At 65.9% G+C, this 19,020-nt stretch carries 18 protein-coding genes; 6 read left to right on the top strand and 12 right to left on the bottom strand.

Annotated features, from left to right (window positions below):
• Positions 1-76 precede the first annotated feature (76 nt).
• The 4 genes from N7422_RS03800 to N7422_RS03815 are packed head-to-tail and all read left to right on the top strand — an operon-like array spanning position 77 to position 4,000.
• On the top strand, positions 77-1,102 hold the full coding sequence (locus N7422_RS03800; protein ID WP_279805304.1) for an ABC transporter substrate-binding protein: 1,026 nt from the start codon (positions 77-79) through the stop codon (positions 1,100-1,102).
• On the top strand, positions 1,099-2,016 hold the full coding sequence (locus tag N7422_RS03805; protein ID WP_279805306.1) for an ABC transporter permease: 918 nt from the start codon (positions 1,099-1,101) through the stop codon (positions 2,014-2,016). The genes N7422_RS03800 and N7422_RS03805 overlap by 4 nt, the downstream gene beginning before the upstream one ends.
• Before the next feature lie 6 nt (positions 2,017-2,022).
• A complete protein-coding gene (locus tag N7422_RS03810) occupies positions 2,023-2,832 on the top strand; it encodes an ABC transporter permease (protein ID WP_279805308.1) in 810 nt (269 codons plus the stop codon).
• A gap of 19 nt (positions 2,833-2,851) precedes the next feature.
• Positions 2,852-4,000: an ABC transporter ATP-binding protein gene (locus N7422_RS03815; protein WP_279805310.1), complete on the top strand. Its 1,149-nt coding sequence runs from the start codon at positions 2,852-2,854 to the stop codon at positions 3,998-4,000.
• 39 nt (positions 4,001-4,039) lie between these two features.
• Here N7422_RS03815 and N7422_RS03820 read toward each other — a convergent pair whose 3' ends face one another.
• From N7422_RS03820 to N7422_RS03845, 6 genes are all read right to left on the bottom strand, one after another.
• Positions 4,040-4,918 carry a DMT family transporter gene (locus N7422_RS03820; protein WP_279805311.1) on the bottom strand — a complete coding sequence of 293 codons (879 nt, stop codon included), beginning with the start codon at positions 4,916-4,918 and terminating at the stop codon, positions 4,040-4,042.
• Between the two features lie 173 nt (positions 4,919-5,091).
• Entirely contained in the window at positions 5,092-7,197 is a 2,106-nt protein-coding gene (locus tag N7422_RS03825) for an EAL domain-containing protein (RefSeq protein ID WP_279805312.1), read from the bottom strand.
• A 139-nt stretch (positions 7,198-7,336) separates the two neighbouring features.
• Positions 7,337-7,837: a GNAT family N-acetyltransferase gene (locus N7422_RS03830; protein ID WP_279805313.1), complete on the bottom strand. Its 501-nt coding sequence runs from the start codon at positions 7,835-7,837 to the stop codon at positions 7,337-7,339.
• Between the two features lie 84 nt (positions 7,838-7,921).
• Positions 7,922-8,347: a RidA family protein gene (locus N7422_RS03835; RefSeq protein ID WP_279805314.1), complete on the bottom strand. Its 426-nt coding sequence runs from the start codon at positions 8,345-8,347 to the stop codon at positions 7,922-7,924.
• Between the two features lie 94 nt (positions 8,348-8,441).
• Positions 8,442-8,654: a PLDc N-terminal domain-containing protein gene (locus N7422_RS03840; RefSeq protein ID WP_279805315.1), complete on the bottom strand. Its 213-nt coding sequence runs from the start codon at positions 8,652-8,654 to the stop codon at positions 8,442-8,444.
• A 74-nt stretch (positions 8,655-8,728) separates the two neighbouring features.
• Positions 8,729-9,199: an FAD/FMN-containing dehydrogenase gene (locus tag N7422_RS03845; protein ID WP_279805316.1), complete on the bottom strand. Its 471-nt coding sequence runs from the start codon at positions 9,197-9,199 to the stop codon at positions 8,729-8,731.
• Positions 9,200-9,326: 127 nt separating this feature from the next.
• Between N7422_RS03845 and N7422_RS03850 the strand changes: the two genes are divergently transcribed.
• On the top strand, positions 9,327-10,334 hold the full coding sequence (locus N7422_RS03850) for a GlxA family transcriptional regulator (RefSeq protein WP_279805318.1): 1,008 nt from the start codon (positions 9,327-9,329) through the stop codon (positions 10,332-10,334).
• A gap of 57 nt (positions 10,335-10,391) precedes the next feature.
• On the opposite strand, the gene cysG is transcribed toward N7422_RS03850, so the two are convergent.
• From cysG to ftsK, 6 genes are read right to left on the bottom strand one after another with little or no spacing between them, the layout of a single operon-like run.
• Entirely contained in the window at positions 10,392-11,783 is a 1,392-nt protein-coding gene (gene cysG, locus N7422_RS03855) for a siroheme synthase CysG (protein ID WP_279805320.1), read from the bottom strand.
• Complete coding sequence (gene serS, locus N7422_RS03860) at positions 11,784-13,064, bottom strand: serine--tRNA ligase (protein ID WP_279805321.1); 1,281 nt, start codon at positions 13,062-13,064, stop codon at positions 11,784-11,786. It lies immediately after the preceding gene.
• 30 nt (positions 13,065-13,094) lie between these two features.
• On the bottom strand, positions 13,095-13,469 hold the full coding sequence (crcB, locus tag N7422_RS03865; protein ID WP_279805322.1) for a fluoride efflux transporter CrcB: 375 nt from the start codon (positions 13,467-13,469) through the stop codon (positions 13,095-13,097).
• A complete protein-coding gene (locus N7422_RS03870) occupies positions 13,466-14,791 on the bottom strand; it encodes a replication-associated recombination protein A (protein WP_279805324.1) in 1,326 nt (441 codons plus the stop codon). Before N7422_RS03870 ends, crcB begins: the two co-directional genes overlap by 4 nt.
• A gap of 12 nt (positions 14,792-14,803) precedes the next feature.
• Positions 14,804-15,427: an outer membrane lipoprotein chaperone LolA gene (gene lolA, locus N7422_RS03875; RefSeq protein WP_279805326.1), complete on the bottom strand. Its 624-nt coding sequence runs from the start codon at positions 15,425-15,427 to the stop codon at positions 14,804-14,806.
• 59 nt (positions 15,428-15,486) lie between these two features.
• Positions 15,487-17,904 carry a DNA translocase FtsK gene (gene ftsK / locus N7422_RS03880; RefSeq protein ID WP_279805327.1) on the bottom strand — a complete coding sequence of 806 codons (2,418 nt, stop codon included), beginning with the start codon at positions 17,902-17,904 and terminating at the stop codon, positions 15,487-15,489.
• Positions 17,905-18,300: 396 nt separating this feature from the next.
• Between ftsK and aat the strand changes: the two genes are divergently transcribed.
• Positions 18,301-18,981: a leucyl/phenylalanyl-tRNA--protein transferase gene (aat, locus tag N7422_RS03885; RefSeq protein ID WP_279805329.1), complete on the top strand. Its 681-nt coding sequence runs from the start codon at positions 18,301-18,303 to the stop codon at positions 18,979-18,981.
• Positions 18,982-19,020 lie beyond the last annotated feature (39 nt).

Here is a 19,020-nt window from a genome sequence, read left to right on the forward strand (position 1 = left end):
TTGACGCTGCTCCCCGAATACAATTGGCGGGCGACAGAAGCCCGCCTCGAATAACAAAAGCAACGAGGGCGTAACCATGCTGTTGAGCAAACGAGTCACCGCTGTGCTGTCCGCCAGCCTGCTGACCCTGGCCTGCCAGGCCACCCTGGCGGCCGAGAGCCTGAATTTCGTCAGCTGGGGCGGCACCACGCAGGATGCGCAGAAAGCCGCGTGGGCCGAGCCCTTCGTCAGGCAGACCGGCATCAAGGTCGTGCAGGACGGTCCCACCGACTACGGCAAGCTCAAAGCCATGGTCGAAAGCGGCAACGTGCAGTGGGACGTGGTCGACGTCGAGGCTGACTTCGCCCTGCGCGCCGCCAGCGAAGGCCTGCTCGAGCCCCTCGACTTCACCGCCATCCAGCGCGACAGGATCGACCCGCGCTTCGTCTCCGACCATGGCGTCGGTTCGTTCTTCTTCTCCTTCGTGCTCGGCTACAACGAGGGCAAGCTCGGCGCCGGCAAGCCCAGCGACTGGTCGGCCCTGTTCGACACCAAGACCTTCCCCGGCAAGCGCGCCCTGTACAAATGGCCAAGCCCCGGCGTGCTGGAACTGGCCCTGCTGGCCGATGGCGTGCCGGCCGACAAGCTCTACCCGCTGGACCTGGACCGCGCCTTCAAGAAACTCGACACCATCAAGAAGGACATCGTCTGGTGGGGCGGCGGCGCCCAGTCGCAGCAGTTGCTGGCCTCTGGCGAAGCCGCGCTCGGCCAGTTCTGGAACGGCCGCGTCTACGCCCTGCAGCAGGATGGCGCGCCGGTGGGCGTGAGCTGGAAGCAGAACCTGGTCATGGCTGATTTCCTGGTCATCCCCAAGGGCGCGAAGAACAAGGACGCGGCCATGAAGTTCCTGGCCAGCGCCAGCGGCGCCCAAGGCCAGGCCGACTTCGCCAATGCCACCGCCTATGCCCCGGTCAACCTCGACAGCGTCGGCCTGCTCAAGCCGGAGCTCGCCCCCAACCTGCCGACCGCCTACGCCCAGGACCAGGTGACGCTGGACTTCGCCTACTGGGCGAAGAACGGCCCGGCCATCGCCACCCGCTGGAACGAGTGGCTGGTCAAATGAAAGTCGCCATCAATGCCCTGCACAGTGCGCAAGGTGCCCCGGCAGGCAGCGGCGCGCCGGGGGCGGCCCTGCGCCGCCCAGCCCTTCGCCAACGCTGGCGCGGCAGCCGCAACCTGCTGCCGGCCCTGCTGTTTCTCGGCGTGTTCTTCTTCGCCCCACTGATCGGCCTGCTGCTGCGCGGCGTCCTCGAGCCCGTGCCGGGCCTGGGCAACTACGAGCAGCTGTTCGCCAACTCGGCCTACGCCCGGGTACTGTTCAACACCTTCTCGGTGGCCGGCCTGGTCACCCTGATCAGCGTGCTGCTGGGCTTCCCGCTGGCCTGGGCGATCACCCTGGTCCCCAAGGGCTGGGGCCGCTGGCTGCTGAACATCGTGCTGCTGTCGATGTGGACCAGCCTGCTGGCGCGCACCTACTCGTGGCTGGTGCTGCTGCAAGGCTCGGGGGTGATCAACAAGCTGCTGATGGCGCTGGGCATCATCGATGCGCCGCTGGAGATGGTGCACAACCTCACCGGCGTGGTGATCGGCATGAGCTACATCATGATCCCGTTCATCGTCCTGCCGCTGCAGGCGACCATGCAGGCCATCGACCCGATGGTGCTGCAGGCCGGCTCCATCTGCGGCGCCAGCCCATGGAGCAACTTCTGGAAGGTGTTCATCCCGCTGTGCCGTTCGGGGCTGTTCTCCGGCGCGCTGATGGTGTTCGTCATGTCGCTCGGTTACTACGTGACCCCCGCCCTGCTCGGCGGCGCGCAGAACATGATGCTGCCGGAGTTCATCGTCCAGCAGGTGCAGTCGTTCCTCAACTGGGGCCTGGCCAGCGCCGCCGCCGCGTTGCTGGTGGCGATCACCCTGGTGCTCTTCTACTTCTACCTGAAGCTGCAACCGGAATCCCCGGTCGGCAACGCGAGGTAAGCCAGCATGCTCCTGACCCCCAACGCCATGGGCCGGCCGCTGCGCATGGGCCTGTACCTGACCACCGGTGCGATCGCCGCATTCCTGCTGCTGCCGATCCTGTTCATCGTGCTGCTGTCATTCGGTTCGTCGCAGTGGCTGGTGTTTCCGCCGCCCGGCTGGACCGTCAAGTGGTACGAGCAGTTCTTTTCCAATCCGCAGTGGATGCAGGCGGCCCTGGCCAGCCTCAAGGTCGCGGTGCTGACGACCGTCGCCGCCGTGGCTCTCGGCCTGCCCACCGCCTTCGCCCTGGTGCGCGGGCGTTTCCCGGGCCGCGAACTGCTCTACGGGCTGTTCACCCTGCCGATGATCGTGCCGCTGGTGATCATCGCCGTGGCGGTGTACGCGCTATTTCTCAAGCTGGGCTACACCGGCACCCTGCTGGCCTTCGTGGTCAGCCACGTGATCGTCGCCCTGCCCTTCACCATCATTTCGATCATCAACTCGCTCAAGCTGTTCGACCAGTCGATCGAGGATGCCGCGGTGATCTGCGGCGCCTCGCGCCTGCAGGCGATCTTCAAGGTGACCTTCCCGGCCATTCGCCCAGGCATGATCGCCGGCGGGCTGTTCGCCTTCCTGGTGTCGTGGGATGAAGTGGTGCTCAGCGTGATGATGGCCAGCCCCGAGTTGCAGACCTTGCCCGTGAAGATGTGGACCACCCTGCGCCAGGACCTCACGCCCGTCATCGCCGTCGCCTCGACGCTGCTGATCGGCCTGTCGGTACTGATCATGGTCATCGCCGCCGCCCTGCGGCGGCGCAACGAAGTCAGCGCCTGAGCGCCCGGAGACGACAACAATGAGTGCAGTGATGAAAGACGACGCGCGCGCCACCTCCCTGGTCAGCCTGCGCAACCTGAACAAGCACTACGGCACCTTCGCCGCGGTGGACAACATCGACCTGGAGATCCAGGACGGCGAGTTCCTCACTTTCCTCGGCTCCAGTGGCTCGGGCAAGTCCACCACCCTGTCGATGCTGGCCGGCTTCGAGACCCCGAGCAGCGGCGAGATCCTGGTCGAGGGCAAGTCGCTGGTGAACGTGCCACCGCACAAGCGCGACATCGGCATGGTGTTCCAGCGCTACTCGCTGTTCCCGCACCTGAGCGTGCGCGACAACATCGCCTTCCCGCTGACAATCCGCAAGCAGAGTGCGGCCGAGGTGGCCAGGCGCGTGGACGCCATGCTCAGGCTGGTGCAGTTGGAGCCGTTCGCCCAGCGCCGCCCGGCGCAGCTGTCCGGTGGCCAGCAACAGCGCGTGGCGATCGCCCGGGCGCTCGTCTACGAACCACGCATCCTGCTGATGGACGAACCTCTCGGCGCGCTGGACAAGAAGCTGCGTGAAGACCTGCAGGACGAGTTGCGCCAACTGCACCGGCGCCTGGGGATCACCATCGTCTACGTGACCCACGACCAGGAGGAAGCCATGCGCCTGTCGCAACGCATCGCCATTTTCAGTCACGGCCGGATCGTCGGCCTGGGCAGCGGCTACGACCTCTACCAGAACCCGCCGAACGCCTTCGTCGCCTCGTTCCTGGGCAACTCCAACTTCCTGCGGTTAAAGGCCAGCGGCAATGGCGCGGGCAGCTTCGAGGGGCAACCGGTGGCGGTGCGCCTGACCTCGGGGCTGACCGCCGGACAGGATGCGTTGATCATGGTGCGGCCAGAGAAAGCCCTGGCGCTGACGACAGAACAGGCGATGCGAGAGCCCCTGTCACCCGGCTGGAACGAAGTCAGCGCCACGGTGCGTGAAGTGCTGTTTCTTGGCGAAAGCCAGACCTGCCACGTGGTCACGCAAGGCGGCACCGAGCTGACGGTGAAGGCATTGTCGGCCGCAGGCATGCCCATGCAACCGGGCGACCAGGTCAAGGTACGCTGGGCCGTGGCCGATGCCTGCCTCTATACCGAGTGGGCCGAAAGCGACCTGAGCAAGGCGGCGGGGGCACACTGAGCGCATCGCGGGTGAACCCGCGCCCACGGGCCACGTCGCTCACCGGCGCCGCTGCATCCAGGCGGCGCCCAGGCCGCTCAGGCAGATGATGGCGATCCCCACCAGGCTTGCGGTATCCGGCACCTGGTGGAAGATCACCAGCCCCAGCAAGCCGGCAAACACGATCTGGCAGTAGCTGAACGGCGCCAGCAGCGCCGGCGCGGCATGGCGGAAGGCTTGGGTCAGCAACAGGTGCGCGGTCATCCCGCAACCGCCCAGGGCCAGCATCAGCAACAGGTGCGGCCACTGCGGCGCCTGCCAGAAGAACGGCACCAGCGCCGTCATGATCAGGGTGTTGCACAACCCGGCGTAGAAGTTGCTGGTGGTCGGGCTGTCATGGGCCGCCAGCTTGCGCGTCAGCAGCTGATAGAAGCAGAACCCCAACGCAGAGCCGAACGGGAACAGGATCGCCGGGGTGAACATCGAACCGCCCGGATGCACCACCACCAGTACACCGACGAACCCCAGCACCACCGCCAGCCACTGCCCGAGGGTCACCCGCTCCTTGAGCAGGGGCACCGACAGCGCGGTGACCAGCACCGGGGCCAGGAAGTTGACCGAGGTCGCCTCGGCCAGCGGCAGGTACTGCAGGCCGGCGGTGAACAACAGGCTGGTGCTGAGCAGGCTCAACGCGCGCAAGGTCTGCAGCAACGGGCGTCGGGTACGCAGCACCGCCAGGCCGGCCTTGGGCAGGAAAATGCCGGCCATCAACAGGGTATGCACCAGGTAGCGGACCCAGACCACCATGATGATCGGGTAGATCCCGCCGAGGAATTTCGACAGCGCGTCATGGCTGGCGAACAGGAAGGTGGCCACCACCACCAGGGCGATGCCGCGCAGCGGCTGGTTGACTCCGGAAAGCGGCGTACTGGAACTCATCGGGTTCTCGGGCAATGGCCACGGCCTGACGCCGGGGCATGCGCGGATTCTAGAAGAGATGCGCGGTGATGAACATTGGCTGGGCGGGGGTAATTGTTCCAACCGGTACATTTCGTGCGCTGATCGACCAGAATGTCGCGCAGGTGCTCAAGGCGTCGTTCCGTGATCCGCCGTCAGACCTTGCCGACCTGCACGACCTGGGTCAAGCGCTCGCTTGCCGGCGCCGGCCTGCCATACAGGTAACCCTGGAAATGCGAGCAGCCCTCGGCCAGCAGCCGCTCCATCTGCTCCGCCGACTCCACTCCCTCGGCCGTGGTCTTGATCATCAGGCTGTTGGACAGCTCGGTGATGGCGCGGACGATCGACATCGCCTCGCGGCTCTCGCACATGTCATGGACAAACGACTTGTCGATCTTGATTCGGTCGAACGGGAACGAACGCAGGTAGCCCAGCGAGGAATAACCGGTGCCGAAATCGTCCAGGGAGATCGACACCCCCAGGTCCTTCAACGCGCGCAGCACGCGCACGTTCTCTTCGCTATTGCCCAGCAGCACCGATTCGGTGATTTCCAGCTCCAGGCGCGTGGCGGACAACCCCGAGTCGGCCAGGGCCAGGGCCACGGTGTGCACCAGGCTGGCGTTCTTGAACTGCACCGGCGAGAGGTTCACCGACACGGTCTGAGCGGTGCCCCAGCGGGCCGCTTCCTGGCACGCCAGGTTGAGCGCGCGGGCACCGATCTCGTGGATCAGGCCGGTTTCCTCGGCGATGGGGATGAAGTCCATGGGCATGATCATGCCGCGCGTCGGATGCTCCCAGCGCAGCAAGGCCTCGTAGCCAGTGACGCTGCTGCTCTGCGGGTCCACCACCGGCTGGTAGTGCAGCTGCAGCTGGCCCAGGTGCAGGGCGGTACGCAGGTCGGTCTCCACCAGGCGGCGCTGGCGAGCGGCGACATCCAGCTCGACATGGAAGCACTCGAAGCGGTTGCGGCCGTTGCGCTTGGCCTCGTACAGGGCCATGTCGGCGTAGCCCAGCAACTGCTCGGCCTGGTCGTGATCGTCCGGCGCCACGGCCACGCCGATGCTCACCCCGACGCTGAACTGGTGCCCCTCGATATGAAACGGCGGGCAGATCGCCTCGATCAGGCGCTGGGCGGTGATGCGCGCGGCCTCGGGCGTTTCCAGCCCGGCCAGGACCACGGCGAACTCGTCGCCGCCCAGACGCGCCAGGGTGTCATGCTCGCGCAACTCGCGGCGCAGGCGCTTGCCCAGGGCGCGCAGCAGCTTGTCGCCGAAGGCATGGCCGAGGGTGTCGTTGATGTTCTTGAAATTGTCCAGGTCCAGGCACAGCGCGGCGGTCAGCTTGCCGCTGTCCTCGCCGCGCAGCAGCGCCTGCTTGAGGCGTTCGTGGAACAGCGTGCGGTTGGGCAGGCCGGTCAGCGCGTCATGGTGGGCCATGTGGTGGATCTGCGCGTGGGCGGCCAGCTCTTCGGTGGCGTCCTCGGCGACGAACAGCACATAGTCGCCCTGCCCTTCGCGGTTCTGGCAGAGCATGGCACGGCTGCGCAGGGTACGCGGGCCGCTGGCGGTGTCGACCCGGGTCTCGGCGGCATAGCCCTTGCTGCTGCGTGCGCCCCGGGCCAGTTGCTGCTCCAGGTAGTCGGCCGCCGCCGGTGCCAGGCACTGCTCGGGGAGCTTGCCGATCATGCTCGCGCCCTGGTCGCCGAACAGCCGCTCGGCCTGCTGGTTGGCCAGGAGGATCTGCTGGCTCTGCAGGTCCTGGACGATGACGCTGGCGGGAATGTTGGCGATCACCGAATCGAGGAACTGCGACAGGGTGGTCATCTCCTGGCTGTACTGCTCGGCCAGTTCCTTGGCCTGGAGCAGCTCCAGCTCGCCTTGACGCCGTTCGGAGATATCACGGGTGATCTTGGCGTAGCCGATCAGCTGGCCGCTGGCCTCGTCCTTGATCGGCTCGATCACCACGCTGGTCCAGAAATGCGAACCGTCCTTGCGCTGGCGCACGCCCTCGGCCTGGAACCGCCCTTCGACCCGCGCCGTGGCCAGGCTCAGGGCCGGCAACCCGGCATCGCGGTCCTCGTCGGTGTAGAACACCGAAAAGTGCCGGCCGACGATCTCTTCGGCCAGGTAGCCCTTGGCCCGCTGCGCCCCGGGATTCCAGTTGGCGACGATTCCTTCGGGGGTGAGCAGATAGATGGCGTAGTCCGCCACGCTCTGGATCAACAACCGGTACATCATGTCGGAACTGGGGGCGAGCGGCATGGAGTCCACCTGAACCTGCAAGGCACGAAAAGGAAACTTCCGGACCGCTTGTCGGAACAGTCCGAAATGACGAAGTGCTGGCATTATGCCGCTTGACGAATGGCTTTTGTGAAGTCCGTCACAAAAAATCCTGTATCAATCAGTGCCGACGATGCATCACCAGAAAGTTGCGCAACGGCGGTTCGTCCTCGAGGGCAATCTCGCGTACCTGGCGTGGCAGACCGGCCACGAGGGCCTGGCAGAACGCCAGGGCCGGCGCATCCGCGGGGTAGCAGCGCAGCAACCAGTCGCCCTGCCCCTCGCTCAGCACTTGCCGGGCCACGGCAGAACCGATGCCGAGACGACGGTACTTCTTGAGAATGAACAGATCGGCCAGCTCCAGCGCATCGATGCCCGGCAGCTCGCTGCGCTCGACCAACACGAAGCCGGCGATGAAACCGTCGACCAGCACCAGGCTGGCGCTCCAGTCCGGCGACTGCCAGTAACGCTGGAAATGCGGCTCATGGATATAGAAGCGTCCGTCCACCTCGACATCCTCCTGCTCCCAGTCGGAGGATTCGTAGGCGTAGAACTGGTAGAGATTGCGGATCAGGTCGACGTGCTCGGGACCGGTCTGAAGCAATTCGATCGGGGCAGACATGCAGGGGGCTCGAAGTGATCGGGAGAGCGAGTCTACACCTGTTCATTCAACCCTGTTGAGCAGGGCTCGCCGACGCGCCCAGGCTCAGTACGGGGCGTCTGGCAACGCCGCCAGCGCATCGATCTCCACCAGCATCCCGTCCAGCGCCAGGCGCGGCACCGGGATCAGCGTGCAGGTCGGCGTCATCCTGCCGCCCCAGGCCCATTGCGCCTCGGCCACCCACTCACGCAAGCGCGCCTCGGAGTGGTCCACCACCAGCAGGGTGAGCTTGCACACCTGTGCCAGGGTGGCCCCCCGGGAGGCCAGGGCAATCTTCAGGTTCACCAGGGCCTGGCGCGCCTGCTCGTCGAAACGGGCCGACAGGTTGCCTTGCAGGTCCTCCCCGCCCTGCCCGGCGACGTACACCAGCCGGCTGCCGGCGCGCACCTCGGCGACATGGGAATAGGCATTGGCGCTGGGGTCGTAGAGACCTTCGGGGTTGGACAGTTCGAACGCGGCTGGCTGAGACATGGTTTCGCTCCATCACTGATTGGCAGGAGCGAGCGAGTATCGGACCTCAGGTTAAGTCGAGGTCAAGCCCTGACCACGCAACCATCCCCCCTGTTCATTTCTCCTGCAGTACCGCTCTGCCCTTCACCGCGCGCGGCCCGCGCCAGGCCCAGAACAGCAGCCCCGGGAACGGGGCGTAGACGACGAACACCACCCACAGCATCTTGCGTTCGGCGCGTCGGTCGCTGCCGATGATGTGCCAGATGGCCCACAGCTCCAGCAGGATGACCAGCAGCGCGACGACGAACCAGAATGTTCCGAATTCCATGAAGCTTCTCCCGTTGGCATGTACTGGGTTGGGTTGCAGTGCGTGCCAAGGGTTCATTCGGATCTTTCACCGCGTCAGTGACTGCCCTCCTGCTCCAGCGCGTTGGTGAGTGCCTGCGCATCGGCATACTCGTGCCGCGCCACCAGTACGCCCTTGTCCAGCGTCAGCCACAGTACCTTGCCCTCGGCCCCGGCATAGCGGCTGGCAACCTGGCCCTCGCGGTCGAGCAGCACCCGGTAGCTGTAGTCGCGCATGGCCGGGATGGCGAACAGCTTGCTGATCAGCGCCGGCATGCGCTGGATATCGGCAACGAAGGCCGCGTGCCGAGCTTCCAGGTAACCCTTGGGGCGCTCGGCCAGGGCAGCTTTCATCAGCTTGGCGCCGTCCATGTCTCGGGCCACCAGCAGGATGCGCGTGTCGGGGCCAAGGCTGTAGGGCTGGTCATGCTGGTCGAGCAAGGTCCAGGGGGCGAGCGCCTCACCCGGTTGCACGGCGTGGGCGAGTAGCGGGAGCAGGCTGAGCAGCAATGCGGCGAGGTATTTCATTTCGATCAGGATCCTGGTGACGTTGCGAGATCGCCAGCATAGCCCAAAGCGTCGGCTGATCCCGCGGTTGTCTTTCCCCCCTCCCCGACGCACACTCATCCCCGCCAGCCAGGAAGCGGAGTCCGCAGTGCCCACGCCACGTCAATTCAGCAAGAAGACCAGCACCAGCAACATGCTGCGGCTCAAGTCCACCGACGGCAGCACGCAGCGCCCCTACCGGGTCGACTTCGTACTGCTCGAGCACTTTTCCATGGCCAGTTTCACCGTGGCCATGGACGTTCTGGTCACGGCCAACCTGCTGCACGCCGAAAGCTTTGCCTTCACGCCGCTGTCTCTGGCGGGCGACCGTGTGCTCAGCGACCTGGGCCTGGAGCTGGTCGCCACCCCGTTCGACACACGGCGCTTGCCGGACGTCGATCTGCTGGTGATCTGCGGCGGCCTGCGCACCCCGCTGAAATACCCTGACCTGGATCGCCTGCTGGTCGACTGCGCCAACCACGGCATGACCCTCGGCGGTCTGTGGAACGGCGCCTGGTTCCTGGGGCGCGCCGGGGTACTCGATGACTATGGCTGCAGCGTGCACCCCGAGCAGCGCGCCAGCCTGGCCGAGGTCAGCCCGCAGACCCGCATCACCCCGGCCAGCTTCACCCTCGACCGCGACCGCCTGACCGCCGCCAGCCCCAACGGCGCCATGGAGCTGATGCTCGGCCTGGTGCGGCGCCAGCATGGCGACGCCCTGGCCGAGGGCGTCGAGGAGATCCTGTCGTTTTCCGGTGCGCGTTATCGCCAGGTCGGGCCGGGGGCGAAGAAGTCCATGAGCCTGCACCTGCGCACCATCGTCGAGCTGATGGAAAACAACCTCGAGGAGACCTTGAGCCTCGACCAGCTGGCCGCCTATTCGGGACGTTCACGGCGGCAGATCGACCGCTTGTTTCAGGCCCAGCTGGGCACCTCGCCCCGGCGCTACTACATGGAACTGCGCATCACCAAGAGCCGGCGGCTGCTGCAGTATTCGGACCTGTCGGTGATGGAAGTGGCGGTGGCCTGCGGCTTCGTTTCGGTGTCGCACTTCAGCAAGTGCTACGCGGCCTACTTCGGCTATCCGCCGTCGCGGGAGCAGCGGCTGGGGGAATGAAGCCGCCCATTCCCCCTCACCGTACCGCGAAAGGGCCGCAAAGCGACCCCCGCGATCTCAACGGTCCTGCGCGCCTTCGAACCACGCCAGCTTGTCACGCAACTGCACCACTTCCCCGACGATTACCAGGGTCGGCGCATGCACTTCATGGCGCGCCACCAGCGCCGGCAGATCAGCCAGAGTACCGGTGAACACCCGCTGGTTGCGGGTTGTGCCCTGCTGCACCAGGGCGGCCGGCGTGCTCGCCGCGCGGCCGTGACGGATCAGCTCGGCGCAGATGGTCGGCAGGCCGACCAGGCCCATGTAGAACACCAGGGTCTGCGCGGGCGCCACCAGGTCATGCCAGGGCAGGTTGCTGGTGCCATCCTTCAAGTGCCCGGTGACGAAGCGCACCGACTGGGCGTAGTCGCGATGGGTCAGCGGAATCCCGGCATAGGCCGAACAACCGCTGGCCGCGGTGATGCCGGGCACCACCTGGAACGGGATGCCCTGCTCAGCCAGCTCCTCGATTTCCTCGCCACCACGGCCGAAGATGAACGGATCACCGCCCTTGAGTCGCAGTACACGCTTGCCCTGACGGGCCAGATCGACCAACAGGCGGTTGATCTGGTCCTGAGGCACCGCATGGTCGGCGCGGCGCTTGCCGACGTAGATGCGCTCGGCGTCACGCCGGCACATCTCGATGATGGCCGGGGCCACCAGACGGTCATACAACACCACATCGGCCTGCTGCATCAGGCGCAAGGCTCGGAAGGTCAACAGATCCGGATCACCCGGCCCCGCCCCCACCAGATACACCTCGCCACCCTGCTGGGCCGGTGCGCCATCGACCATCGCCTGCAGCAGACGCTCGGCCTCGCCGCCCTGACCTGCCAGCTGGCGTTCGGCGATCGGGCCCTGGAACACGTTCTCCCAGAAACCGCGACGCTGATTGACGTCCGGGTACAAGGCCTTGACCTTGTCGCGAAAGCGCGCCGCCAAACCGGCCAGCTCGCCATAGGCGGACGGGATCCAGGCTTCCAGCCTGGCGCGAATCAGCCGCGCCAGCACCGGAGCGTCGCCACCGCTGGAGACCGCCACCACCAGCGGTGAGCGGTCGACGATGGCCGGGAAGATCACCGTGCACAGGGCCGGCGCATCCACCACGTTGACCGGCAGGTTGAGCGCCTGGGCGTCGGCCGACACCTGGGCGTTGAGCCCGGGGTCATCGGTCGCCGCGATCACCAGGCGGCAGCCGTCCAGGTCGGATGCCTGGTACCCGCGCACCAGGACCTCGCCCCCTCCCTCACGGGCCAGCGCGGCGAGCTGGCCATCGACGTCCGGCGCCACCACCCGCAGCGCGGCGCCGGCATCGGCCAGCAGACGCGCCTTGCGCAAGGCGATCTCGCCACCGCCGACGACCAGCGCACGGCCACCCTGCAGCTTGTGGAACAGCGGCAGGTAGTCCATTCAGCGAATGACCTCGACGCCACCCATGTAGGGCTTGAGCACGTCCGGCACCCGGATCGAACCATCGGCCTGCTGGTAGTTCTCCAGCACGGCGACCAAGGTACGGCCCACGGCCAGGCCCGAACCGTTGAGGGTATGCACCAGTTCCGGCTTGCCGGTTTCCGGGTTGCGCCAGCGGGCCTGCATGCGGCGCGCCTGGAAGTCACCGCAGTTGGAGCAGGAGCTGATCTCGCGGTACTTGTCCTGGCTCGGCACCCATACCTCGAGGTCGTAGGTCTTCACCGCGCCAAAGCCCATGTCGCCGGTGCACAGGGCCAGCACACGGTACGGCAGCTCCAGCAGCTGGAGCACGCGCTCGGCGTTGGCGGTCAAGCCTTCCAGCGCTTCCATGGATTTCGACGGTTCGACGATCTGCACCATCTCGACCTTGTCGAACTGGTGCTGGCGGATCATCCCGCGGGTGTCGCGGCCCGAAGCACCGGCCTCGCTGCGGAAGCACGGGGTATGGGCCACCAGCTTCAGCGGCAGTTGCTTGGCGTCGAGGATCTCGCCGGCCACCAGGTTGGTCAGCGACACTTCGGCGGTCGGGATCAGGTAGAAGTCGGCCTCGCCTTCGCGGCTGATCTTGAACAGGTCTTCCTCGAACTTCGGCAGCTGGCCGGTGCCCTGCAGGGCCGGAGCCTGCACCAGGTACGGGGTGTAGTGCTCCTCGTAGCCGTGCTCGCCGGTGTGCAGGTTGATCATGAACTGCGCCAGGGCGCGGTGCAGGCGGGCGATCGGCCCACGCAGCACGGCGAAGCGGGCGCCGGACAGCTTGGCGGCGGCTTCGAAGTCCAGGCCACCGCTGATCTCACCCAGGGCGACGTGGTCCTTGATCTCGAAATCGAAGGCCTGCGGTGTGCCCCAGCGGCGCACCTCGACGTTGTCGTCCTCGCTGGCACCCACCGGTACGCTGGCATCCGGCAGGTTGGGAATGGTCAGCACGATCGCATCCAGCTCCGCCTGGATACCATCCAGTTCGGTCTTGCCGGCGGCCAGCTCATTGGCCATGCGCTCGACGTCGGCCATCAGCGGCGCGATGTCCTCGCCCTTGGCCTTGGCCTGGCCGATGGACTTGGAACGGGCGTTACGCTCGGCCTGCAGCTGCTCGGTGCGGGTCTGCACCGCCTTGCGGCGCTCTTCCAGTGATTCGATGCGCGCGACATCCAGGCTGAAGCCACGGGAGGCCAGGCGATCCGCCACTTCCTGAAGTTGGCCGCGTAACAGTTTGGAATCGAGCATATCGTTCTCTCGTTATATGTAGGTGTTGGTTCAGAATCGGGTCAGGGACAGGCCGGCCCAGGTCGCGAGCAGCCCGCCCACCACGCTAATACCGGTATAGCCCAAGGCCAGTGGTACCTGCCCGCTTTCGAGCAGGCGCACGGTGTCCAGCGAAAAGGAAGAAAAGGTCGTCAGGCCGCCAAGGAAGCCCACGATCAGGCCCGCGCGCAGCTCGACCGGCACCATTGGCCTGTGCAGAAACAGGCCGTAGAGCAGGCCGATCAACAGGCAGCCGATCAGATTGACCGCCAGCGTACCGAGATAGAAGTGCCGTGGCCAGTGGGCAGCCACCCAGTTCGAGGTGGCAAAACGCAACAGCGTGCCGGCGATGCCACCCGCGCTGACGGCGGCGATGAGTGCGATCACGGCTTTCTCCGCTGTCGGGGGCTGGTGCGGTCGAGCTCGGCCAGATACCGCAGCTTCTCGCCGATCTTCAGTTCCAGGCCACGGGGCACCGGCTGATAGTACTGGCGCGGCTCGAGCTGCTCGGGGAAGTAGTCTTCACCGGCGGCATAGGCGTCCGGCTCGTCGTGGGCGTAGCGGTATTCCTCGCCGTAACCCAGCTGCTTCATCAGCTTGGTCGGTGCGTTGCGCAGGTGCAACGGCACCTCGAGCGAGCCGTGCTCGGCGGCTTCGCGCATGGCGGCCTTGAAGCCCATGTACACCGCGTTGCTCTTCGGGGCGCAGGCGATGTAGGTGATGGCCTGAGCCACCGCCAGCTCGCCTTCGGGGCTGCCCAGGCGCTCCTGCACGTCCCAGGCCGCCAGGCACAGGCTCAGGGCGCGGGGGTCGGCGTTGCCGATGTCCTCGCTGGCCATGCGCACCACGCGGCGGGCGATGTACAGCGGGTCACAACCACCGTCGAGCATGCGCGCATACCAATACAGCGCGCCGTCGGGGTTGGAGCCGCGCACCGACTTGTGCAGCGCCGAGATCTGGTCGTAGAAGGCCTCGCCGCCCTTGTCGAAGCGCCGACGGCTGTCGCCCAGCAGGCTCTGCAGCAGCTCGACGCCGATCTCGCCGCCATCTTCGGCCAGGTCGGAGGCGTTTTCGAGGAAGTTGAGCATGCGCCGGCCATCGCCGTCGGCGGCGGCCATGAGCATCCTGAAGGCCTCGTCGCCCAACCGCAGGTTGCGCCTGCCAAGGCCGCGTTCCTCGACGAGCGCACGGTCCACCAGCTTGCGCAGGGCCGCCTCGTCCAGGCTCTTGAGCACGTACACCCGCGCCCGCGACAACAGGGCGTTGTTGAGTTCGAAGGACGGGTTCTCGGTGGTGGCGCCGATGAAGATCAGCGTGCCGTCCTCCACGTAGGGCAGGAAGGCGTCCTGTTGCGACTTGTTGAAGCGGTGCACCTCGTCGACGAACAGGATGGTACGCCGGCCGTACTGGCCGGCCTGCTGCTTGGCCACCTCGACCGCCTGGCGAATTTCCTTGACGCCGGCCAGCACCGCCGAGACCGTTTCGAAGTGCGCATCGCAGAACTGCGCCAGCAGCCGCGCCAGGGTGGTCTTGCCCACCCCCGGCGGCCCCCAGAAGATCATCGAGTGCAGCGCCCCCTGCTCCAGCGCCTCGCGCAGCGGCTTGCCACGCGCCAGCAGGTGCTCCTGGCCGACGTACTCGTCCAGGTTGGACGGCCGCAGGCGCGCGGCCAGGGGCTGGGCGACGGGTTCGCTTCGAAACAGGTCCATCACAGGCTCCGGTTACTCCTTGATGACGTCAGCGCCCTTGGGGATGGCGAACTGGAACTTGCTGTCCGGCACCGCCTGGTTGGCCTTGACGCCATTGAACAGGATGTTGGTGCGCTGGCCGACGCTGTCGATCAGCTGCATGTCATTGATCAGGCCCTTGCGGAACGACACGCGCAGCGAGTCGAACAGGGTGTCCCTGGTCTTGGGTTTCAAGGTGAAGTCCATGACCTCGCCCTGCTCCTTCGAGGTGATGTCGAAACTCTGGCTGATCTTCGACACGTCACCGGACAGCAGCAGCGCCGGGGTCTGGTTCAGGCGCACATCGAGCTTCTTGATGGTCGCCTGCTCCAGGTCAGGGTCCCACAGGGTGACGTTCTTGCCGTCGGAGACCACCACCTGCTCCTGCGGCGCGTCGGTGTGCCAATAGAACAGGCCCGGGCGCTTGACGGTCATCTTGCCAGTGGTTTCCTGCAGGCTGGTGCCGCTGGCGTCCAGGGTCAACTGGGAAAAATTGGCTTCGATGGTCTGCGACTTTTCCAGCAACTGGGTCAGGCGCTGAACGTCCTGTTCGCCGGCCTGGGCCGACAGGCTGGCCGCGGCCAGGGCAGAAACCAACAGCATGCGAATCGCGCGCATGGGAATCCTCGTAGAACGGTTAAGGGGCCGGGCACACACCGTGCCCGGCAAGGTGATCATCAATCGCGTGGGCCGCCCGGGGCAATCACTTCCCGCGAGCCGTTGCTGTTCATGGGGGTGACCACGCCGGCCATCTCCATCGCCTCGATCATCCGCGCGGCGCGGTTGTAGCCGATCTTGAGCTTGCGCTGCACCGCCGAAATGGATGCCCGGCGGCTTTCCAGCACGAACTGCACGGCTTCGTCGTAGAGCGCGTCGGCTTCCGAGTCTTCGCCATCGCCGCCGCCACCGCCGCCCTCGAAGCCGCTGCCGGCCTCCTCGACGCCGTTGAGGATGTCATCGTTGTAGTCCGGCGCGCCGCGCAGCTTCCAGGCCTCGACCGTGCGATGCACCTCGTCGTCGGAGACGAAGGCGCCGTGCACGCGGATCGGCAGGCTGGTGCCCGGCGGCATGTAGAGCATGTCACCATGGCCAAGCAGCTGTTCGGCACCACCCTGGTCGATGATGGTCCGCGAGTCGATCTTGCTCGACACCTGAAACGCCATGCGTGTAGGGATGTTGGCCTTGATCAGGCCGGTGATCACGTCCACCGACGGGCGCTGGGTGGCCAGGATCAGGTGGATACCGGCGGCACGGGCCTTCTGGGCGATACGCGCGATCAGCTCTTCGACCTTCTTGCCGACGATCATCATCATGTCGGCGAACTCGTCGACCACCACCACGATGGTCGGCAGGGTCTTCAGCGCCGGCGGCTCGTCGTCCATGCTCTCGCGGCGATACAACGGGTCGTGGATGATCTCGCCGGCTTCCTGCGCGTCCTTGATCTTGCGGTTGAAGCCCGCCAGGTTGCGCACGCCCATCGCCGCCATCAGCTTGTAGCGGCGTTCCATCTCGGCCACGCTCCAGCGCAAGGCGTTGGCGGCGTCCTTCATATCGGTGACCACCGGGCAGAGCAGGTGCGGGATGCCCTCGTAGATCGACAGTTCCAGCATCTTCGGGTCGATCATGATCAGCCGCGCGTCTTCCGGGCTGGACTTGAACAGGATCGACAGGATCATCGCGTTCACGCCCACCGACTTACCGGAACCGGTGGTACCGGCCACCAGCAGGTGTGGCATCTTCGCAAGGTCGGTGATCACCGGCTTGCCGCCGATGTCGTGGCCCAGGGCCAGGGTGACCGGCGACTTCTGCTCGTCGTACTGCGGCGTGGAGAGCACCTCGGAGAAACGCACCATCTGGCGGTTCTCGTTGGGGATCTCGATACCCACGGTGGTCTTGCCGGGGATGACCTCGACCACGCGCACGCTGGTCACCGCCAGGGAACGCGCCAGGTCCTTGGCCAGGTTGGCGATCCGGCTGACCTTGACGCCCGCGGCCGGCTGGATCTCGTAGCGGGTGATCACCGGACCCGGGTGGATCGAGTCGACCGAGACCTCGACGCCGAATTCCTTCAGTTTGATTTCCAGCAGGTGACCGACACCGGCCAGGGATTCCGGCGAGTACTCGATCTTCTTCTGCTCGGCCGGGTCGAGGATGGAGATCGACGGCAGCGTGCCTTCCACGGCGCTGTCGACGAACAGGGGCGCCTGCTTCTCCTTCATGACCCGCTTGCTCGGCTCGGGCGCCTTGGCTACCGGGGCCGGCATGTTGATCACCGGCGCTGGCTGCTGCTCACGCTGGGCAACATGCTTGGTCAGCGCCTCGTCGCGCTCGATGATGCGCTCGCGGGCCTTGACCTGCTCGCGCTTGTCCGCCACCACGGGGACGACCACCTCATCGACCTGCTCATCCACTTCACGCAGTTGCGCCACCAGGCGCTTGCGCTCGTTGCGCGCCTCCCACCAGCGGTTGGCGGCGTTCTGCACCAGCTCGAACAGGTCGAGGGTGATCTTGCCGGTGACATCCATCACCTTGAACCAGGACAGGTCGGTGAACACGGTCAGGCCGAACAGGAACAACGCAATGAACATCAGCGTGCTGCCCTGCACGTTCAGCAGATTGCGGGCCAGGTCACCCAGGCTTTCACCCAGCGCGCCACCGGCGGAAAACGGCAGGCTCGCCGAGGGATGGAAATGGATATGCGCCAGGGCGGCGCCCGACAGCACCAGGAACACCAGGCCGATCAGCCGCCAGGAAAACAGCCAGCCGCTCCACTGCCAGGGCTGGTGGCGCTCGCGGAAGATCTGCCAGGTCTTGATCGCCAGCAGCAACGGGAAGATATAGGCGAAATAGCCGAGCACCATGAACAGGATGTCGGCGAAATAGGCCCCGGCGCGACCGGCGGCGTTCTGCACCTGCTCGGCGTTGCTGGTGTGGCTGAAGCCAGGATCGGACGTGTCGTAGGTGAGCAGGGCCATCCACAGGTACAGGCACAGGGCGCCAACGGCGATCAGCGCGCCTTCCTTGAGGCGATAGTGCAGCTGCTGCCGCCACAGGGGCACTGGCAAGGGGGCTGGAGTTGCGGTGGATTTCTTCAAAACGCGTCTATTCCTGCGCGTACTGCGCGTCCAATAGTGATTGGCCGTCCGCCGGCCAATGAGCCACTACTTTTAACATTACTGCCCGCCAGCCGCCATGACGGCACGCTATATGGCGCGTGAACGGGGGCTACTTTCATATGGTTGCAATTTGAGCATGCATTTTCTTTTGTGACAAAGGCTTATGCTGTGTTTTTGCACAGGTGTGACAGCAAAAGTGGCAGATGGTGCCGGTCGCTGCCGCGACCAGACGACATTTGTCGACCGGTGCAGGAAGCCTGTGGGAGCGGCCCATCGCGACGCAAGGCCGCTGCCACAGGGATCGCGCAAGGCGTTGACCTCATTTGCCAGCCACGCCATGCTGGCCTCTCCCCTCCCCCGCCGCCCAAGAACACCATGCTCACCTGGCTGACCCGCGACTCGCTGACCTTCCCGCCCCTGAAAAAGGCCATGCATGATCCCAACGGCCTGCTCGCCGCCGGCGGCGACCTGACCCCCGAGCGCCTGATCGCCGCCTACCGCCACGGTTGCTTCCCCTGGTACCAGGACGGTCAGCCGATCCTCTGGTGGTCGCCCGACCCGCGTACCGTGCTGTTCCCGGACGAGCTGCACGTCTCGCGCTCGCTGGCCAAGCTGATTCGCCAGGGCCGTTACCAGGTGAGTTTCGACAGCGACTTCCCGGCGGTGATCGCCGCCTGCGCCGCGCCACGGGACTATGCCGACGGCACCTGGATCACCGACAACATGCGCGCCGCCTATTGCGAACTGCATCGCCGCGGTATCGCCCACTCGGTCGAGGTTCGCCAGGATGGAAAGCTGGTCGGCGGCCTCTATGGCCTGGCCATGGGCCGCCTGTTCTTTGGCGAATCGATGTTCAGCCGTGCCGACAACGCCTCGAAAGTGGGTTTCGTGACCCTGGTCGAGCACCTCAGACAGGCCGGTTTCGTGCTGATCGACTGCCAGATGCCCACCAACCACCTGCACAGCCTGGGCGCCCGCGCCATCAGCCGCACCCGCTTCGCCGAGTACCTGGCGCAATACCTGGACCAGCCCAGCGGCGCCAGCTGGGTTACCTAGTCGAGTTCCCGGAGCTGGCTTACACTTAGAGACAAAGTC

Origin of the sequence: Pseudomonas sp. GD04091 (assembly GCF_029836165.1) — a bacterium.
Classification (GTDB): domain Bacteria; phylum Pseudomonadota; class Gammaproteobacteria; order Pseudomonadales; family Pseudomonadaceae; genus Aquipseudomonas.